Genomic DNA, 17,958 nt, shown 5'->3' with positions numbered 1-17,958 from the left:
CTCATTTTTATGTCGGGTTAGCGGCCAAAAACTGGGCGTTTGCGATCAAATTTCCAACCGGGAATCAGGTACTGCATGGCGACGGCATCGTTGCGAGCCCCACTCGGTAATTTTTTGTACAGTTCGTGAGCTTTCATCACCTGTGCCATATCCAGCTCAATCCCCAGACCGGGCCGTTCCGGTACCTTAATTTTACCGTTAACGATTTGCAGCGGCTCTTTGGTCAGGTGTTGCCCTTCCTGCCAGATCCAGTGCGTATCAATGGCTGTCGGGTTACCCGGTGCCGCCGCCCCCACGTGCGTGAACATCGCCAGAGAAATATCGAAGTGATTATTGGAATGGCAGCCCCACGTCAGCCCCCACTCATCACACAGTTGGGCGACGCGCACCGCACCGTGCATCGTCCAGAAATGGGGATCGGCCAGCGGGATATCGACTGCCTGCAACATCACGGCATGGTTCATTTCGCGCCAGTTGGTGGCAATCATGTTGGTCGCAACGGGCAGACCAGTCGCGCGGCGGAATTCCGCCATCACTTCGCGGCCGGAGAACCCTTGCTCGGCACCGCAAGGGTCTTCCGCATAGGTCAGAATCCCCTTCATGTCTTTGCACAACGCGATCGCTTCATCCAGTAACCAGGCCCCGTTTGGATCGACGGTAATACGGGCATCCGGGAAACGTTTCTTCAGCGCCTTCACGGCATCGATTTCCTGCTCGCCGGGTAATACGCCGCCTTTGAGTTTGAAATCTTTAAATCCATAGCGGTCAGTGGTGGCTTCGGCCAAACGCACAATCGCCTCACTGTCCATCGCCTGCTGGTGACGCAGGTGATACCACTCGTGCTTGCCTTTCTCACCGGATACTTTCTCACCGGATAAGTAAGGTAAATCCGTCTTCGTGCGATCGCCGATATAGAACAGATAACCGAGCACGGTGACTTCATCACGCTGTTTCCCCGGTCCCAGCAGCTCGGCAACGGGGACACCCATAAATTGTCCCAACAGATCGAGCAGCGCAGCTTCGAGCGCCGCGACCGCATTCACGCGCAGTTCAAACGTCCAGGCACCTTTGCCGAAGGAATCAAAATCAGAAGACTGGTTGCCGGCATGAATGTCATGAACCAGACGGTTCATGCGGGCGATTTGTTCGCCTTTCACACGAGGAATGGCCTCAACCAGCGTGTTGTAAATGACTTCACCGCCGGGGGCTTCGCCGACACCGGTATGCCCGGCGCTGTCGGTTAAAATAACAAGGTTACGCGTAAAGTAAGCACCATGTGCGCCGCCGATGTTCAACAACATGCTGTCATAGCCCGCGACGGGGATAACTTTCATGTCGGTAATGACAGGGGGCGCTGAAAAGTTTGTCATTACAGGCTCCCGTCACGAATGGTGCGCACAGGGTTTACGCTTAGGTTTCCGATATTTGCCGAAACGCTGGGGCTCGTTGCGGCGGATGGAAATAATTCAGTCATACAGAAATAAAAAACAGATGGTGCACCAGTAGATAATTTCATGTTGTTTTCCTACTTTTTAGCGCAACCTGGTTTTTACTCTGAGTTGAAATAAACAATGCTTGTAGGGCTTGTAAGATTGTCAGAATAAAAACAGGTTATTACCGTCCCGATACCGGAATAAACCAGTTAGGAAGGCAGTGTGATAATCCGCACCGCCTTACCAACCTCAGGAAAAAGTATACGTTTTCTGATTTCACAACTCATTGGGCAATAGCACAGCATTCCCTGCCGAAATGCAGATTAAATATGTCATTATCACAGGGCAATGGGAGGTATTTCACGAAAACCGGAGAAAGCGGATTTCCGCCTTACAGCCCACAGAATACATGGTACAGCAGTCAGACTTCAGGAATGAAAAACGCCCTATTTTTCATGAGAAAAATGGGAAAAGTATAATAACAAAACACCGCGCTACCATCCTGATAGCGCGGTGTTTTATGTTACTTCCCGAATTCAGATGCGTTATTTAACAAACGGCTTCAATTCGATACGTTCAATATTTTGCACAATAAACAGATAGCTGATGATAGCAAAGGCAGCATGAATACCGACATAAATTAAGCCACCATTAAAAGAGCCAGTCATCCCTACGATATACCCGATAGCAATCGGGGTTACGATGCCAGAGATATTGCCAAACATGTTAAACAAGCCACCGCTCAGGCCACTGATCTCTTTTGGCGCGGTATCCGCCATGACCGCCCAGCCCAGCGCACCAATACCTTTACCGAAGAACGCCAACGCCATTACGGCAATCACCACCCATTCTGTCGAGACATAGTTACAAATAACCATCGACATAGAGAGCAACATACCAAGAACAATCGGCGTCTTACGCGCAAAGGTTAGTGAGTGAGTTCGGCGCATTAAATAATCGGAAATCACGCCCCCCAAGACACCACCCACAAAACCGCAGATTGCAGGGACAGAAGCGACAAAGCCCGCTTTCAGAATTGACATACCTCGGGCCTGAACCAGATACACAGGAAACCAGGTAATAAAGAAGTAAGTCAGCGCGTTAATACAATATTGGCCCAGATAAATACCGATCATCATACGAGAAGTCAGCAGTTGCTTAATTTGGAACCATTTCTCTGCTGATGGAACCTTCGCTTTATTCGATGCCACGTCCATATTAATCAACGCGCCACCCGCTTCGATATAGTCCAATTCAGCCTGATTAACCCCAGGATGATCTTTGGGATCGTGGATGACTTTCAACCAGATGAAGCTGAGGATGATCCCCAATCCGCCCATGAACCAGAATACGTGCGACCAACCAACAGCGTGCACCAGCCACCCCATGATAGGAGCAAAAATTACCGTCGCAAAATATTGTGCGGAGTTAAAGATCGCTACGGCAGTACCACGCTCTTGGGCCGGGAACCAGGCTGCAACGATACGGCTGTTGCCAGGAAAAGAAGGCGATTCACAAATCCCCACCATAAAACGCAACAAGAACAGCGCAATGACAATAGATGCCGTGGTAGGAAAGAGATCGACGAACCCTTGTAACAACGTGAAGAGTGACCAGGTAAAAATACTCCAGAAGTAGACACGTTTTGAACCAAAGCGATCAAGTAGCCAACCACCAGGGATTTGGCCGATAACATAAGCCCAGGAGAACGCGGAGAAGATATACCCCATACCGACGGCATCCAGGCCAATATCTTTTGACATGGCAGAGCCCGCTATCGAGATAGTGGCACGGTCGCCATAGTTAAATGACGTGACAATAAACAACATCACGACAATCCAGTAGCGGGCGTTTGTTCTTTTTTGTATCGCGCCAACTGCTGAGCTTACTGTATTCATGATGAACTCCTGCTTCAATCGCGGTTCACTCATTCATTCCGAATAACAGATAACGTGTAGGGTTATCAGAATGAAAATCAGTGGATAGTTAAATTCCCATTTTTATTTTTTTGCGAATAGCCAGGCTATATAGCTTCAGAGTAATTAGCTGACATCTTCAACTCGCCGGATCATTATAATTTTTACCGACTGGCCGCTCACTAGATAAAAGCACAACATTAAAAATATCCTTTTGAATATGTTGGTGCACTTGCCCTATATAGTGCGAGGTATTTCACGAAAAAAACCGTCATTCTATTTTTACACTCATAGACATTATTTTTATTTCTCTCTAAAACTACACGCCGGCAGAATGTGATCAAACTCACCAAAAATTAGGTCTTCACCTGATAAATCAGAAACAAAAAGCCCGAATCTAGGTCAATTGCATAATGTACGAGAAGAGAACACCACGTATACTCGTTAGCGAGTTAGCGAGCAATGAAGTAATAGCGTGGTAATCGTTACCACGGCGCTTCTGCTAAACCAATAATAAAGGCTTGCATCATGTCAGATAAATTAGAAAGTAATGCTGCACAAGAGCAGCCACTTTATATTAAGGTCCACGATTCTGATAATGTTGCCATTGTTGTTAATAATAATGGCTTACGTGCCGGAACCCGTTTTAATGATAATCTGGAATTAATTGAACATGTTCCTCAAGGTCACAAAGTTGCCCTTGTCGATATCGCCAAATCAGTCGCCATTATCCGCTATGGTGAAATTATCGGGTATGCGCTACGTGATATTGCTAAAGGAAGCTGGATTGATGAATCCCTAGTCGAGTTGCCTCAGGCTCCCGCGCTGGACACCCTGCCGCTGGCGACTAAAGTCCCACCCTCTCTGCCTCCGCTGGAAGGCTACACCTTTGAAGGCTACCGCAACGCCGATGGCAGCGTAGGCACGAAAAATCTGCTGGGCATTAGCACCAGCGTGCACTGCGTCGCGGGCGTAGTGGACTACGTCGTCAAAATTATCGAGCGGGATTTACTGCCTAACTATCCCAATGTGGACGGCATTGTCGCACTCAACCACCTCTACGGCTGCGGCGTGGCAATCAATGCGCCTGCTGCGGTCGTTCCTATTCGCACCATTCACAACCTGGCGCTGAATCCGAATTTTGGCGGCGAGATACTGGTGGTGGGGTTAGGCTGTGAAAAATTACAGCCGGAACGCCTGTTGGAAGGGACGTCAGACGTACAAGCCATCTCCCTTGATGATAGCAGTATTGTCCGCTTGCAGGATGAACACCACGTTGGTTTCCGCTCGATGGTGGATGACATTCTGACGATGGCAGACAAACACCTGCAACGGCTAAACAAACGTCATCGTGAAACCTGTCCAGCCTCAGAACTGGTTGTCGGCATGCAGTGTGGCGGCAGCGATGCTTTCTCTGGCGTCACCGCTAACCCAGCCGTCGGTTTTGCATCCGATTTGCTGGTATGCTGCGGCGCAACCGTGATGTTCTCCGAAGTAACCGAAGTGCGCGACGCCATTCATCTGTTAACACCGCGCGCCATCAATGAAGAAGTCGGTAAACGTCTGCTGGAAGAAATGGCCTGGTACGATAATTACCTCAACAGCGGCCAGACCGATCGTAGCGCCAACCCCTCGCCGGGCAACAAAAAGGGAGGGCTGGCGAACGTGGTAGAAAAAGCGCTCGGCTCCATCGCCAAATCCGGCACCAGCGCCATTGTCGAAGTCCTGTCACCCGGTCAACGCCCAACCAAACGTGGGCTGATTTACGCCGCAACGCCCGCCAGTGACTTCGTGTGCGGCACCCAGCAGCTTGCTTCCGGTATCACCGTGCAGGTCTTCACCACCGGCCGTGGTACACCTTATGGCCTGCTCGCGGTGCCCGTCATCAAAATGGCAACCCGTACCGCACTGGCAAACCGTTGGCACGATCTGATGGATATTGATGCTGGTACGATTGCTACCGGAGAAGCCACGATCGAAGACGTGGGCTGGCTGCTTTTTCACTTCATTTTGGAGATCGCCAGCGGCAAGAAAAAAACCTGGTCCGATCAATGGGGACTTCATAACGCACTGGCCGTTTTCAATCCAGCACCGGTAACCTGATTATCGTTCTCCGTAGGCCAGATCCATTAGCTGGCCTACGGATGGCGTTATTTGATCTACAATAAATTCAGCATCAATAAAAACGAAAGAAAAGCGGTAATTAAAAGAATAAATCTCCGCGCGGCAACATTTAATTTCATTCGCGCAAAGAAAAAATAAAAAAAACTTAACAAATATTTTTTCTTAGCATCAATTTCATTGATTACCCCCCCTTTAAGAATAATCCCTATTTACTCCCCCCACCTATTTTTAATCATTTTTTTACCGATTATTTATTGCCAATAAAATGAATCAATTGACAGGTAATCGTCCTCATCATAAATTTACGTGTGCTGAAAAAGCGTGCTAACACTGATGAAATATTTGTTACAAAAATATATATCCTAAATAATTCGAGTTTCAGGACAAACGTTAACGTTTGAACAACGCAAAGCGTTGGCCCGCTAGGGCAAGGCTTATTTATAAGCCTTGTAACGCGGCAAGCGAAGGAGTCCGATGAGCTTACTTGAGTAAGTGATTCGGGTGACTGAGCGCAGCCAACGCACATGCAACTTGAAGTATGACGGATACAGTTACAAAATCTCCATCACGCACAATATAGGGTCAATAGCCCGCTCATAAATAATGCCTGGCATTTTTTATATAAATGAGTGAGTTGCCCAAAAAATTTCAGTATACCCATTTGAATAACTTTAATATTTACACAGCAATATGCCTGACAGATTTCACGGGATGTACCACGCGGCAGCGATACAGCGTCTTAGTCTCTGTAATAATCAGAATGACTGAGACGAGAAAAGCGGTCAGTATGGCTGAACCTGGGAACTGAGCGGGATATGTACGCCGGGGTTTCTCATGAGAGTGAATACACCTGTTACACAGCAGGAGTATCTGTTAGACATGGACACCATATTGATGTCCACGACAAATATTCACAGCCACATTACTTATGCCAACTCTGCCTTCATTAAGGTTAGCGGTTTTTCTGAAGAGCAGCTCATCAACCAGCCACACAATATTGTGCGTCACCCTGACATGCCCGTTGAAGCCTATGCCGACATGTGGTTTACGCTGAAACAGGGCGATAGCTGGACCGGACTCGTCAAAAATCGCCGTAACAACGGCGATCACTACTGGGTTCGCGCCAACGTTACGCCGGTCTACCAACAGGAACATCTCGCGGGCTATATCTCGGTACGTAACACGCCCAGTGCCGAAGAGATCAAATCTGCCGAAACGTTGTATAGCGACGTGCAGAAAAAACAGGCGGGCAACCGTAAGTTCTACAAAGGGCTGGTGGTTCGCACCGGACTCTTTGCGCCGCTGTCGCTGTTGCAAAAATTGTCAGTCCGCTGGCGCTTACGCATCGCGGTATTCATGGCGGGACTCATTCCCACTCTGCTTGCTTTCAGCGGCATGGCCCCTCTGTGGCGGCTGGCACTCGCGCTGTTACTCATTGTCATCATCGATCAGTTTCTGCAAAAGCAAATTGCACGACCAATCAGGACGATACTGAAGCAAGCTCAGCATGTGGTCTCAGGCCGTAAAGGAAAGCATATCCATCTGAATCGGGTAGACGAAATCGGGTTGCTGCTGCGTTCTGTGAATCAGTTTGGCCTGAATTTGCACTCGCTTGTTGATGACGTCAGCACGCAGGTAAACGGTATTACCAACGTCAGCCATAAGCTGGCGGAAAACAATATCGACCTGAATACGCGTACGGAAGAAACCTCGGCCAACCTGCAACAAACCGCTGCCGCCATTGAAGAAATTACCGTTGCCGTGCAGCAGAGTGCAGAAACCGCGGCACAGGCCACCACAATGGCGGAAGCCGCCAGCAGTACCGCGCTTAAAGGTGGCAACATCATGAGGGAAACCATCGGCATGATGGATTCCATTTCCAGCGCCAGCGATAAAATCGTGGATATCATTGGCGTGATAGACAGTATAGCCTTCCAGACTAACATCCTCGCGCTGAATGCGGCGGTTGAAGCGGCGCGTGCCGGCGTACAGGGACGAGGATTTGCCGTGGTAGCCGCCGAGGTTCGCAATTTAGCACAGCATTCCGCCTCTGCAGCCAAAGAGATTAAAGCGCTCATCGACGCCAACGTTGAGAGCGTGAAACAGGGCAGCACAATGGTAGAAAATGCGGGCAAACATATCAGCGACATTGTTGATGAAGTCTTGCAGGTCTCCACCATGATTAAAGAGATCAGCAACGCAACGCATGAGCAAACCTCGGCATTGGGCCTGATCAATACCTCTATTGCACAGATAGAACAAATGACACAGCGCAATACCGATATGGTTATGCATTCTACAGAAGCCGCTGAAGGACTAAACCTTCAAGCCAGACGGCTGAATAGTGCAATTAACGTGTACGGCAGTTAACAGCCCCTATCTCTTCAACTTCGGCAAGGGGGCAGGACAGCCCCCTTGCCAACAGCCTTCTTTTTCCTTCCAGCAAACGCACAGTAGCAGATGATCCAAACGTTCTATGCCGACATTGCCCGTATCCAAAAAGAAGAAACAGAAAAGAAAGCGACCGAGATTGCGTCAAAAACGATATCACAATAAACTGAAAATAAAGAAAAAAAATCGATATTAGTCTCTACATCTGGCAGCAATATTTGACATATTCCCCCCTTTACTTATCTCCCACCCCTTACTGATACATTATGTTACATAAGCTGTCAGAAAAGTGAGCATTTCATGTTTCGTTACCAACAATATCCCCCTCGAGAAAGTGTTTAAATTACCGATATAACAGTTTGTACCCCGAATAATTCGGGTATATCGGCATCTTTTCAGGAGGGAAAATGTCAAACACCATCAGCAGTATCAGTGTATCGACAACAGCAAGCAGCAGTAAAAGCAGCAGCACCTCAGAGCAGCAAATTGCGCAGCTAACCAAGCAGGTTCAAGCACTTACCAAACAGGTAAGTAAGCTGACCGACTCCGCTTCCAGCGCAAAAAGCGATGAGGAACGTAAGCAGATCGAGCAGCAGCAACAAGCCATTCAAACACAGATCAAAGCGTTACAGGCACAAATTGCCCGCTTGCAGAGTGAAAAATCAGAACAACAGTCTGATTCTTCTTCTTCAGCGCAAAGTGCTAAACAAGAAGGTGTTAACCGTCCAACAGCAGACAACAAGATTAATATTTACGTCTAGTCTGTGTCAGGGCTACGTTAGCCAGTAAAGGTAAAAGGTCACTTCATTGCATGCTAATACCAATCGTTAAGAACCGAGATACACGGAGCGACCACGAGGTGAGGTATCCCTACGGGAACCCCATCCCGTGTTTCTCCTAAAATGAGGCTTAAGCGACCGGCTTTGCTTGATTGAAGCGACCTTTTTTAGTCAGAAGTTACCGCAGAAAAGGGATAGTCAGGAACGGGGCCGCTTTAGCGGTGTTACCAACCCTTGCAGACCTTCTATCTTGATTGCCAGCGTAATTTGCATCAATTCCCCTAAGCGACCGTTAGGAAATTCGCGCTTTCGGGAGAACCACAGCAGGTACTCTTCCGGCAAATCAATCAGCACTCTCCCTTTGTATTTACCAAACGGCATCTGCATCCTGGCAATGTCTATCAGGTCTTCTTTTTCCACAGGCTTACTCTCCCAATAGCCGGAGCATTTCCGCCTCATCGATCACCGGGATCCCCAGCTCCTGCGCTTTCGCCAGCTTAGAACCAGCAGCTTCACCCGCGATCACCATATCGGTTTTTTTCGAGACGCTGCCGCTCACTTTTGCCCCTAACGCCGTTAGCCGATCTTTGGCTTCGTCACGAGACAAAATGCTTAGCGATCCGGTCAATACCACCGTTTTCCCCGCAAATGGGCTGTCGATCTCTTCCGCCTTGACGACCAGAACCTCAGGCCAGTGAATGTTGATGCCTGCGGGATCGGTCAGTTCGCGAATAACGGTTTGGTTATGCTCTTCTTCCAGAAAATGACGCACGTGTGCGGCAACGACTTTACCGACATCCGGCACCGCCAGTAGCGTCTCTTCATCGGCGGCAAACAGCGCCTCCAGCGAACCAAAATGGGCGGCCAGATTGGCAGCCGTCGATTCGCCAACGTCGCGGATCCCCAACGCATACAGAAAACGCGCCAGCGTGGTGCTTTTCGCTTTTTCCAGCGCATTCACCAGATTCGTCGCTGATTTAGGCCCCATGCGATCCAGCCCTGTAATGATCCCGGCACTCAGGCGAAACAGATCGGCTGGCGTCTTGACGTACTCTTTTTCCACCAACTGATCGATGATCTTATCGCCCATGCCTTCCACATCCAATGCGCGACGAGAAACAAAATGCTTCAGCGCCTCTTTGCGCTGGGCACCACAGATCAAACCCCCGGTACAACGCGTGACGGCTTCCCCTTCCACACGTTCAACATCCGAACCGCACACGGGGCAGGCCGAAGGGAACACAATCGGTTGCACCGTTTCTGGCCGTTCAGATTCCACAATGCCGACGATCTGCGGGATCACATCCCCCGCTCGACGCACAATCACACGATCGCCAATCTGCAACCCCAGCCGCTCAATTTCATCGGCATTATGCAGTGTGGCATTGCTGACGATAACCCCAGCCACGGCGACGGGTTCCAGACGCGCGACGGGCGTAATCGCGCCTGTCCGCCCAACCTGAAACTCGACATCACGTACCCAGGTCAGCTGTTCCTGCGCCGGAAATTTAAAGGCTACTGCCCAGCGAGGCGCGCGGGCAACAAACCCTAACCGCTCCTGCAGCTCCAGCGAGTCAACTTTGACAACCACGCCGTCGATATCAAAACCTAACGAGCTGCGGGTTTGTTCGACCTGACGATAAAAATCGAGTACCTCGGCCGGACCGTTACAGAGTTTGATTTTGTCACTAACCGGCAGTCCCCACGCTTTGAACTGCATCAGCCGTTCCCAGTGGCTGGCTGGCAGTTCACCGCCTTCCAGCAGGCCGACGCCATAGCAGAAGAAGGTCAGCGGACGTTTAGCCGTAATACGTGGGTCGAGCTGGCGCAGCGATCCGGCAGCAGCATTACGCGGGTTGGCAAAGACTTTACTCCCCGTACGGCGTGCTTCTTCGTTCAGCTTTTCAAAACCGCTGTGTTTCATAAACACTTCACCGCGCACTTCGACACGGCGCGGAATATTGTCACCTTCAAGGCGCAACGGAATTGCCGCCACGGTACGAATGTTGCTGGTGATATTTTCCCCGGTTGTTCCATCCCCGCGCGTGGCCGCCTGCACCAGAACGCCGTCTTCATACAGCAGGCTGACCGCTAAACCATCCAGCTTTAGCTCACAGCAAAATGTCAGATCGCCACCGTTTTTCAGCCTGTCGCCAATTCGCTTGCTGAAGGCCAGATAGCTCTCTTCATCAAATACGTTATCCAGCGATAACATCGGCACTTCATGTCGTACCTGTTCAAATGCCGCCAGCGGTGCCGCCCCCACGCGCTGCGTGGGAGAATCGCTGGTTACCAGCTCGGGGTGATCCGCCTCTAACGCTTTCAGTTCCTGCATAAGTTTGTCATATTCGACATCAGGAATTTCGGGCGCATCTTCAACGTGATATTTGTATTCGTGATGGCGTAAGACCCGGCGCAACTCCGCTACCCGCAGTGCAACCGCATTCACTTCGGCTGGTTCTTTCTTCACTGGTTTCATACCTGTTTTATCTGACGTGTCGCCCTATCGGCGTTATGATTGTTATGATTCTCGCCCGTGATGTGCCAGAGCGAGAATCATTAGCTTGCGGTCTGAACGGCGTCATGATGATTCAAGCGCCGTCAGTTTTATTTTTTAAGGTTTAGACGCGTTGGCTTTAATCGTGTTGATGATGTTCGTTGTGGAGCAGCCGTCCTCAAAGTTCAGGACTTTCACTTCACCACCGTTAGCCCAGACCTCTTCACTACCGGCGATTTCATGTGGCTGGTAATCTCCGCCTTTCACCAGAATGTCCGGCAGAATGCTGGCAATCAGGCGCTGCGGCGTATCTTCTTCAAACGGCACAACCCAGTCGACGGCTTCCAGCGCACCCAGCACGATCATCCGCTGCGGTAGCGGGTTGACGGGGCGAGTCTGCCCCTTCAGGCGCTTGGTTGAGGCATCGCTGTTTACTGCAACAATTAACCGGTCGCCCAATTTGCGAGCATTTGCCAGATAAGAAACATGCCCAGCATGTAGAATATCGAAGCAACCGTTGGTCATCACAATCTTTTCGCCACGCTGGCGCGCCAGTTCAACCGCATTTTTCAGTTGTTCTTCCGTCATCACGCCAAACCCGGTATCGGCACGGCCACGGATCGCATTTTCCAACTCAATCGGGGTAACCGTTGACGTCCCCAGCTTGCCAACGACAACGCCTGCGGCGGCATTCGCCAGAAAACAGGCTTCTTCCAGTGGGTTACCCGCCGCCAGCGCAGCAGCCAGCACGCCAATAACAGTATCGCCCGCACCGGTCACGTCATACACTTCCTGCGCCTGCGTCGGCAAATGCAATGGCGCTTTGCCCGGCTGTAGCAGCGTCATCCCTTGCTCGGAACGGGTAATCAGCAACGCGGACAGATCGTAATCAGCCACCAGTTGCATACCGCGTTCGACCAGCTCTTCTTCCGTTTTGCAACGCCCTGCGACCGCTTCAAACTCAGACAGGTTCGGCGTCAGCAATGTCGCGCCACGGTAGCGGGAAAAATCCGTGCCTTTCGGGTCGATCAGCACCGGAACGCCAGCCGCTTTTGCCGTCTGAATCATGATTTGCACATGCGCTAATGCGCCTTTTGCATAGTCAGACAGCACCAGTGCGCCAATTTTTGGCAGTGCCAGTTGAATACGCTCGATGATCGGCTGGGGATCAATGCCCTCAAAACCTTCCTCAAAATCCAGTCGGATCAACTGCTGATTACGCGATAGCACACGCAATTTGGTAATCGTCGGGTGTGTAGGAACCGAGACAAAGTCGCACTTCACGTTGACTTCGCCAAGTTTGGCATTCAGCGCACGTGCAGCATCATCAATACCCGTTAACCCCACCAGCCGCGAACCCGCGCCCAACGCAGCGATGTTCATGGCAACGTTCGCCGCGCCGCCCGGGCGTTCTTCGATCGTATCCACTTTGACCACAGGCACCGGTGCCTCTGGTGAAATTCGGCTGGTCGGCCCATACCAGTAGCGATCCAGCATGACATCACCCACCACTAACACACCCGCTTGACGGAAATCAGGCAGCGTCACTTTCATCCTCTACTCCAGGCTTATTTCGCATAATGCGCGTAATAATATCATAGGCACGTATCATTACACGCCCACCAGCCACTTACTCCAACTCACCAGTACCTGCTCCCGCTCCGCCACAAACCGATCCTTACTGACCCGCCCGGACAGTTCCTGCAAAGCCAGATGATGTAATTCATTGCGCATAGTGACGTAGGCTAGCTTGAGCGCATTGGCTTCGCTCTCTTCCATCACACCATATTGCGCCATCAGCTCCAGAATACGCACGTTGTCTGACCAGCGGGTCAAACGCGGTTCCTGAGCGGCGTAACGCAGCACCAGATACTGGGCAATGAATTCGATATCCGTAATACCGCCCGCATCCGTTTTGATGTCAAAGAGCGCTTTATCTTTGTTCGCCAGGTGCTGACGCATTTTTTCCCGCATTTCGCGTACTTCGGTTCGCAACGTCTCCGCGTCACGCTCGGCGCACAGAATGCCGCGGCGAATAGACTCAAAGGTCTGCTGCACGCCGCTTTCGCCGTACACCATGCGCGCGCGTACCAGTGCCTGATGCTCCCACGTCCACGCTTCATTGCGCTGATACTCATCAAATGCTTCTACCGTACTTACCAGCATGCCCGCCGCGCCCGATGGCCGCAGACGGGCGTCCACCTCATACAAAATGCCTGATGACGTCCGGGTGCTAAACAGGTGCATTACACGCTGTGCGAGACGCAGGTAAAACTGGCGGCCATCAATACTGCGTTCGCCATCCGTCATCACGTCTGATGGGCAATCCAGCAAGAACACCAGATCGAGATCGGAGCTATATCCCAGCTCCCAGCCGCCGAGCTTGCCATAGGCAATCACAGCAAACCCACGACCTTCACGGTGCTGCAAATGGGACGGCTGGCCGTAGCGCGCCACCATCTGTCCCCACGCCTGCTGAACCACTGCCGCAATAATTGCTTCTGCCAGATACGTTAAGTGATCGCTCACTTTCATCACCGGTAGGACGCCGCCGATATCCCCTGCGGCGATGCGCAGTTGTTGCGACTGTTTAAACTGGCGAACCGCTTCCAGCTGTTGTTCTTCATCATCCTCTGGGACGCGCATCAAATACTGGCGTAGCTCATCGGCATACGCGCCCGGAGCCGTCGGCTGATACAGTGTGGACGCATCGAGTAATTCATCCAGCAGAAGGGGATAGCGCGCCAGTTGGCTGGCCACCATCGGCGAAGCCGCACACAGGCGAATCAACTGACCGAGCGCAGCACGGGACTCCAGCAGCAGTTCGAGATAGGTGGTACGTGTGACGATGCCCAGCAGTAATGGCGTCAAACGAGACAGCACCGTATCCGCTTCCTGACGGGCGCAGGCCTCCGCCAGCAAACACGGCATGAGCTGATCCAGCACATCTCGCCCGCGTGGCCCTATTGTGCGTTTCGCCACATCGTGGCGGAATTCCACAATCGTCCGCATCAGCTTTTCACGCACGGTTTCCGTAAGATGCGGCGTCAGCGGAGCCAGTTCGCCGTCATCCAGCGTATCCTGCCATAGGCTGCTATAGCTGCTATGTTCGGGGATATCATTATTGTCCGGCGCATCATCGCCAATCAGATCGTCAAATACGTGGCGCACGGCCTGCATATGCTCTGAAAGCATGGATTGCAGCGTATCCCAACTGTCGAATCCCATTCCCCATGCCAGACGCTGCTGGTTCAGTTCATCACCCGGCAGCGTTTGGGTCTGCTCATCGGCAATGGCCTGCAACAGGTTCTCCAGACGGCGCAGAAACAGGTAAGCGCTACTGAGATCGAGCACCTGCTGCGGCGTTAATAGTCCCAGCGCTCCCACATGCTGGAGCGTAGGCAGCAGCGAACGCCCCTGTAATCCCGGCTCACGTCCGCCGCGAATCAGTTGGAAAACTTGCGTAATAAATTCGATTTCACGAATCCCGCCGGCACCCAGTTTGATGTTGTTGCGCAGATCCCGACGACGAACCTCGCGGGCAATCATGCTCTTCATATTTCGCAGCGACTGGATCACGCTGAAATCAATATAGCGACGGAAGACGAAGGGCTTCAGCGTACTGCGCAGTTCCTGACTGTAAGCATCGTCCATTCCGCCCATCAGGCGCGCTTTGACCATCGCATAGCGTTCCCAGTCGCGGCCCTGCTCCTGATAATAATCCTCCATGGCCGCAAAGCTGAGCACCAGCGGGCCACTATCGCCAAAAGGGCGTAAGCGCATATCCACGCGATAAACAAAACCATCGACGGTCGGCTGATCCAGCACCTTAATGAGCCGCTGCCCCAGACGCGTGAAGAACTGTGCGTTATCCAGCTCGCGCCGTCCGCCTTGTGTATGGCCATTTTCAGGATAAACGAAGATCAGATCGATATCCGAAGAGAAATTAAGCTCTCCCCCGCCCAGTTTTCCCATGCCAAGAATCAGCAGAGGCTGCGCCACGCCCTGCGCATTGCAAGGTGTCCCCCACTCGCGACAACAGGCCTGATATAGCCAGCTTCTCGCTGCCACAATCACCACCTCGGCCAATTCACTAAGCTGACGCAGCGTGTGTTCCGTCGTACTGGTTTGCAACGCCTGCGACCACGCAATACGCGTCAACATATGTCGGCGAAACCGACGCAATGCCGCCATCAATGCATTTTCATCCTTAACATCGGCCAGGGCGTTACTTAACCAGTCGGCGTAGTGTTGCCACTCTTCGGGCTGCGGCGGTTGCTGATGAATTCCTTGCCACCAGGCAGGATGCAACGCAAGCGCATCGCTGACAAAATCGCTCAATGCCAAAACAGCGGCATCGCTGTCCGTTATCGGTTCATCAGGTGCGGCTTCCCGCAAACGCGAGAGCGCACGCTGAGAGTGTTCCGTCAGAAGCACAGGTAAAGCAGGCAAAGGAAGTATCGGCATGGGGGTTCCCTTGATGCGCCGCCTATCCTCACTGACAAGCGGCAGTTAACGGTTACTGTGACTGTCCGCCGCTATGTAGCCAGAACGGAGACAAGGCCAGCGCCTCTTTACGGTAGGCTTCCAGATACACGGAAGGTGCCTTCCCGGCAGCAAGTCGCTCAATTTCCTGGAGCAAGGTCCGCCAGTGTTCAATGTAGGCTTCCACCTGTTCCGCCGGATAGGCACCGGACAAGAGAAGAAAAGCACAGATACTACGTTGCAGACGAGGGATTTGCTGTTCGTACTGCGTTTCCGTCAATTTAGAAGAAAAGGCGCTTTTCAAATCTGCCGTGCTGCGGCTTAGCATAATGTCGGCAAAACGTTTGAACGAACCCTGTAGCTTAATGCGATCCTTATTACCCATATGATCACGCCAGCCAGACTCGATCAGCCAGGAAGTCAGTACCAACTTACTTTGCAGGTAGTCAATGCTGTAGCACACTTCCGCACCATCGGGGCTTTGTAGCCGGGCCTCCAAAGTGGCGAGTGCAGAGCGAAAAAGCGTAGTGACCTTGCGCAACACGACGCCCCCTACGAGCACCAGCATTTCGCGCATTAACGCGCTGGCTTCTGTCAGGGCTTCACGGGCAGAGGCATTTCCTCTTACCCACAGTTCTTCGTGGTATTGCCAGTGACTCAATCCCAGTTCTAGCGCCGCATGGATGGCCTGATCGATAGTGGTTTTTGGATCGACAACGAGCCTATTGAGAGGAAGACACTCGCGAACCGGGTTACCTTTTGCCAGATGGTATCCGCGCGCCGCCTTACTGAGGCTACCCTGCCGCATACCGCCAAACTCTGCGATTTCCTTTGCCAGTTCCAGCAGGTGGGCAGTCTGACCAATCTTAAGTTCCATCTCCAATTCACACAGCGGTTCACTCAGATCCCCGGCACGAATTTCACCACGATCTAACGCCACTTCAATCACGCTCTGGTAGTAAGTAAACACCCACTTTTCACGCGTAAAATCCGTGCTAAACAGCGGGTTGAGCGATGACTGCAACGCCTCAACATCGCACTCTTCCGGCCAGACTTCCGCTGGAAACAGGCTGAGATCCAGCTCAGCTTTCTCCAGTTCAACGTTATATTCTGGGTGTTGATGTAGCCCGCCAATCACCTTACCGGCTGTCTTCGCCGTCATTTCATAGCGTTCATTCTCGCCACGAATACGCAGACCGATACCGTTGCGGCGCAGATAGTTATCCGCCGTCTCATAGTAAGTATTGCTCAGACGCTGAGCACGCATGTGCTCATACTGGCTATAATCACTCTCCCATTCAGCCAGTTGCGTCAACAGCGATTCAACGCTGTCTGGATGAACAATAAACTTCAGTTCAATTTCTTCACTCATAACATTCACAACACCAAGACTGCGTTCATTATCCTGTCAGTAAATAACATTTTACTTCACCTTACTACCCTTACCGCACACACTCTTTTTCACCTGCGAACAAGCGCGCATTTCTTATGCAAACCTGTCACCAGGTACGCCATTTTCCGCACTTAAACACCGTCTAAGAACCTGTTCCAGCGGGTGTGATTGGTGTGAAATAGCCCTAATGGCTAGGTTCTAAGACTGTTCTCATTTCGGTTTATACGTTGCCTCGTCAGACTTAAGCCTCTACTATCAGACCACCATTAACGCAACATGATGATCTTATGCAGAAATTAGGCTTACTCTGTTTTACTTTATTTTCTCTCACGCTGAGTTGGACCGCACAGGCGGAAGAAAAACGCTATATTTCCGATGAGTTATTGACGTATGTCCACAGCGGCCCGGGCAATCAATACCGTATCGTCGGCACACTGAATGCAGGTGCAGAGGTCACGTTACTCAGCGTTAATGAAAACGCGGGCTATGCACAAATCCGTGATGACAAAAACCGCACCACCTGGATCCCGCTCGACCAGTTGAGCAATACGCCAAGCCTGCGCACGCGGGTGCCTGAGCTGGAAAATCAGGTCAAAGACCTGACGGACAAACTGAATAATATCGATCAGACCTGGAACCAGCGTACCGCTGATATGCAGCAGAAAGTCGCGGGCAGCGATAGTGTTATCAACGGATTACGTCAGGAAAATCAGGATCTGAAAAATCAGCTTATCGTTGCGCAGAAGAAAGTCAGCGCGGCGAATGTCCAGCTTGATGATAAGCAACGCACCATCATTTTACAGTGGTTTATGTACGGCGGCGGCGTGGCGGGTATCGGCCTGCTGCTGGGTCTGCTGTTGCCACATATCATCCCCCGCAAAAAGAAAAACGACCGTTGGATGAGCTAATCGAAACACGTGCCTGCTTCTTGCAGGCATTT

Annotated in this window: 11 protein-coding genes; 4 read left to right on the top strand and 7 right to left on the bottom strand. The window is 51.5% G+C overall.

Annotation, left to right across the window (positions count from 1 at the left end; translation table 11 throughout):
* Positions 1–17 precede the first annotated feature (17 nt).
* Together O1Q74_RS04040 and O1Q74_RS04035 are read right to left on the bottom strand one after the other, a co-directional pair.
* Positions 18–1,370, bottom strand: a complete 1,353-nt coding sequence (locus O1Q74_RS04040; protein ID WP_271876251.1) for an enolase C-terminal domain-like protein — start codon at positions 1,368–1,370, stop codon at positions 18–20.
* 608 nt (positions 1,371–1,978) lie between these two features.
* Positions 1,979–3,331 (bottom strand): MFS transporter, encoded by a 1,353-nt coding sequence (locus O1Q74_RS04035; protein WP_271876250.1) that lies wholly within the window; start codon positions 3,329–3,331, stop codon positions 1,979–1,981.
* A gap of 546 nt (positions 3,332–3,877) precedes the next feature.
* On the opposite strand from O1Q74_RS04035, the gene garD reads away from it, so the two are divergent.
* The 3 genes from garD (at position 3,878) to O1Q74_RS04020 (ending at position 8,625) form a co-directional block, all read left to right on the top strand.
* Positions 3,878–5,452, top strand: a complete 1,575-nt coding sequence (gene garD, locus O1Q74_RS04030) for a galactarate dehydratase (RefSeq protein WP_271876248.1) — start codon at positions 3,878–3,880, stop codon at positions 5,450–5,452.
* 855 nt (positions 5,453–6,307) lie between these two features.
* A complete protein-coding gene (locus tag O1Q74_RS04025) occupies positions 6,308–7,843 on the top strand; it encodes a methyl-accepting chemotaxis protein (protein ID WP_271876246.1) in 1,536 nt (511 codons plus the stop codon).
* A 428-nt stretch (positions 7,844–8,271) separates the two neighbouring features.
* Complete coding sequence (locus O1Q74_RS04020; RefSeq protein ID WP_271876244.1) at positions 8,272–8,625, top strand: FlxA-like family protein; 354 nt, start codon at positions 8,272–8,274, stop codon at positions 8,623–8,625.
* A gap of 216 nt (positions 8,626–8,841) precedes the next feature.
* Here O1Q74_RS04020 and O1Q74_RS04015 read toward each other — a convergent pair whose 3' ends face one another.
* The 5 genes from O1Q74_RS04015 to O1Q74_RS03995 all read right to left on the bottom strand — a co-directional run bounded on the left by O1Q74_RS04015 (position 8,842) and on the right by O1Q74_RS03995 (position 16,997).
* Complete coding sequence (locus O1Q74_RS04015; RefSeq protein ID WP_271876243.1) at positions 8,842–9,063, bottom strand: DUF3820 family protein; 222 nt, start codon at positions 9,061–9,063, stop codon at positions 8,842–8,844.
* A gap of 4 nt (positions 9,064–9,067) precedes the next feature.
* Complete coding sequence (gene ligA / locus O1Q74_RS04010) at positions 9,068–11,122, bottom strand: NAD-dependent DNA ligase LigA (protein ID WP_271876242.1); 2,055 nt, start codon at positions 11,120–11,122, stop codon at positions 9,068–9,070.
* A gap of 135 nt (positions 11,123–11,257) precedes the next feature.
* The gene (gene hldE / locus O1Q74_RS04005; protein ID WP_271876240.1) at positions 11,258–12,694 is read right to left on the bottom strand and encodes a bifunctional D-glycero-beta-D-manno-heptose-7-phosphate kinase/D-glycero-beta-D-manno-heptose 1-phosphate adenylyltransferase HldE; all 1,437 of its coding nucleotides are present in this window, start codon (positions 12,692–12,694) and stop codon (positions 11,258–11,260) included.
* A 57-nt stretch (positions 12,695–12,751) separates the two neighbouring features.
* Positions 12,752–15,607, bottom strand: coding sequence for a bifunctional [glutamate--ammonia ligase]-adenylyl-L-tyrosine phosphorylase/[glutamate--ammonia-ligase] adenylyltransferase (gene glnE, locus O1Q74_RS04000; protein ID WP_271876239.1), 2,856 nt, complete (start codon positions 15,605–15,607; stop codon positions 12,752–12,754).
* A 52-nt stretch (positions 15,608–15,659) separates the two neighbouring features.
* Positions 15,660–16,997: a CYTH domain-containing protein gene (locus tag O1Q74_RS03995; protein ID WP_271876238.1), complete on the bottom strand. Its 1,338-nt coding sequence runs from the start codon at positions 16,995–16,997 to the stop codon at positions 15,660–15,662.
* Between the two features lie 308 nt (positions 16,998–17,305).
* Here O1Q74_RS03995 and O1Q74_RS03990 point away from each other — a divergent pair, with 308 nt between their 5' ends.
* On the top strand, positions 17,306–17,926 hold the full coding sequence (locus O1Q74_RS03990) for a TIGR04211 family SH3 domain-containing protein (RefSeq protein ID WP_271876237.1): 621 nt from the start codon (positions 17,306–17,308) through the stop codon (positions 17,924–17,926).
* Positions 17,927–17,958: the final 32 nt, after the last annotated feature.

This window comes from Pectobacterium sp. A5351 (assembly GCF_028335745.1).
Lineage (GTDB): Bacteria > Pseudomonadota > Gammaproteobacteria > Enterobacterales > Enterobacteriaceae > Pectobacterium.
The sequence above is the reverse complement of the archived record's forward strand: the minus strand, read 5'-3'. Positions and strand labels throughout refer to the sequence as shown.

What these genes read in the sequence shown, in the direction of transcription:
- O1Q74_RS04040 (WP_271876251.1), bottom strand. Translation starts at nt 1,370, where the DNA reads ATGACAAACTTTTCAGCGCCCCCTGTCATTACCGACATGAAAGTTATC.
- O1Q74_RS04035 (WP_271876250.1), bottom strand. Translation starts at nt 3,331, where the DNA reads ATGAATACAGTAAGCTCAGCAGTTGGCGCGATACAAAAAAGAACAAAC.
- garD (WP_271876248.1), top strand. Translation starts at nt 3,878, where the DNA reads ATGTCAGATAAATTAGAAAGTAATGCTGCACAAGAGCAGCCACTTTAT.
- O1Q74_RS04025 (WP_271876246.1), top strand. Translation starts at nt 6,308, where the DNA reads ATGAGAGTGAATACACCTGTTACACAGCAGGAGTATCTGTTAGACATG.
- O1Q74_RS04020 (WP_271876244.1), top strand. Translation starts at nt 8,272, where the DNA reads ATGTCAAACACCATCAGCAGTATCAGTGTATCGACAACAGCAAGCAGC.
- ligA (WP_271876242.1), bottom strand. Translation starts at nt 11,122, where the DNA reads ATGAAACCAGTGAAGAAAGAACCAGCCGAAGTGAATGCGGTTGCACTG.
- hldE (WP_271876240.1), bottom strand. Translation starts at nt 12,694, where the DNA reads ATGAAAGTGACGCTGCCTGATTTCCGTCAAGCGGGTGTGTTAGTGGTG.
- glnE (WP_271876239.1), bottom strand. Translation starts at nt 15,607, where the DNA reads ATGCCGATACTTCCTTTGCCTGCTTTACCTGTGCTTCTGACGGAACAC.
- O1Q74_RS03995 (WP_271876238.1), bottom strand. Translation starts at nt 16,997, where the DNA reads ATGAGTGAAGAAATTGAACTGAAGTTTATTGTTCATCCAGACAGCGTT.
- O1Q74_RS03990 (WP_271876237.1), top strand. Translation starts at nt 17,306, where the DNA reads ATGCAGAAATTAGGCTTACTCTGTTTTACTTTATTTTCTCTCACGCTG.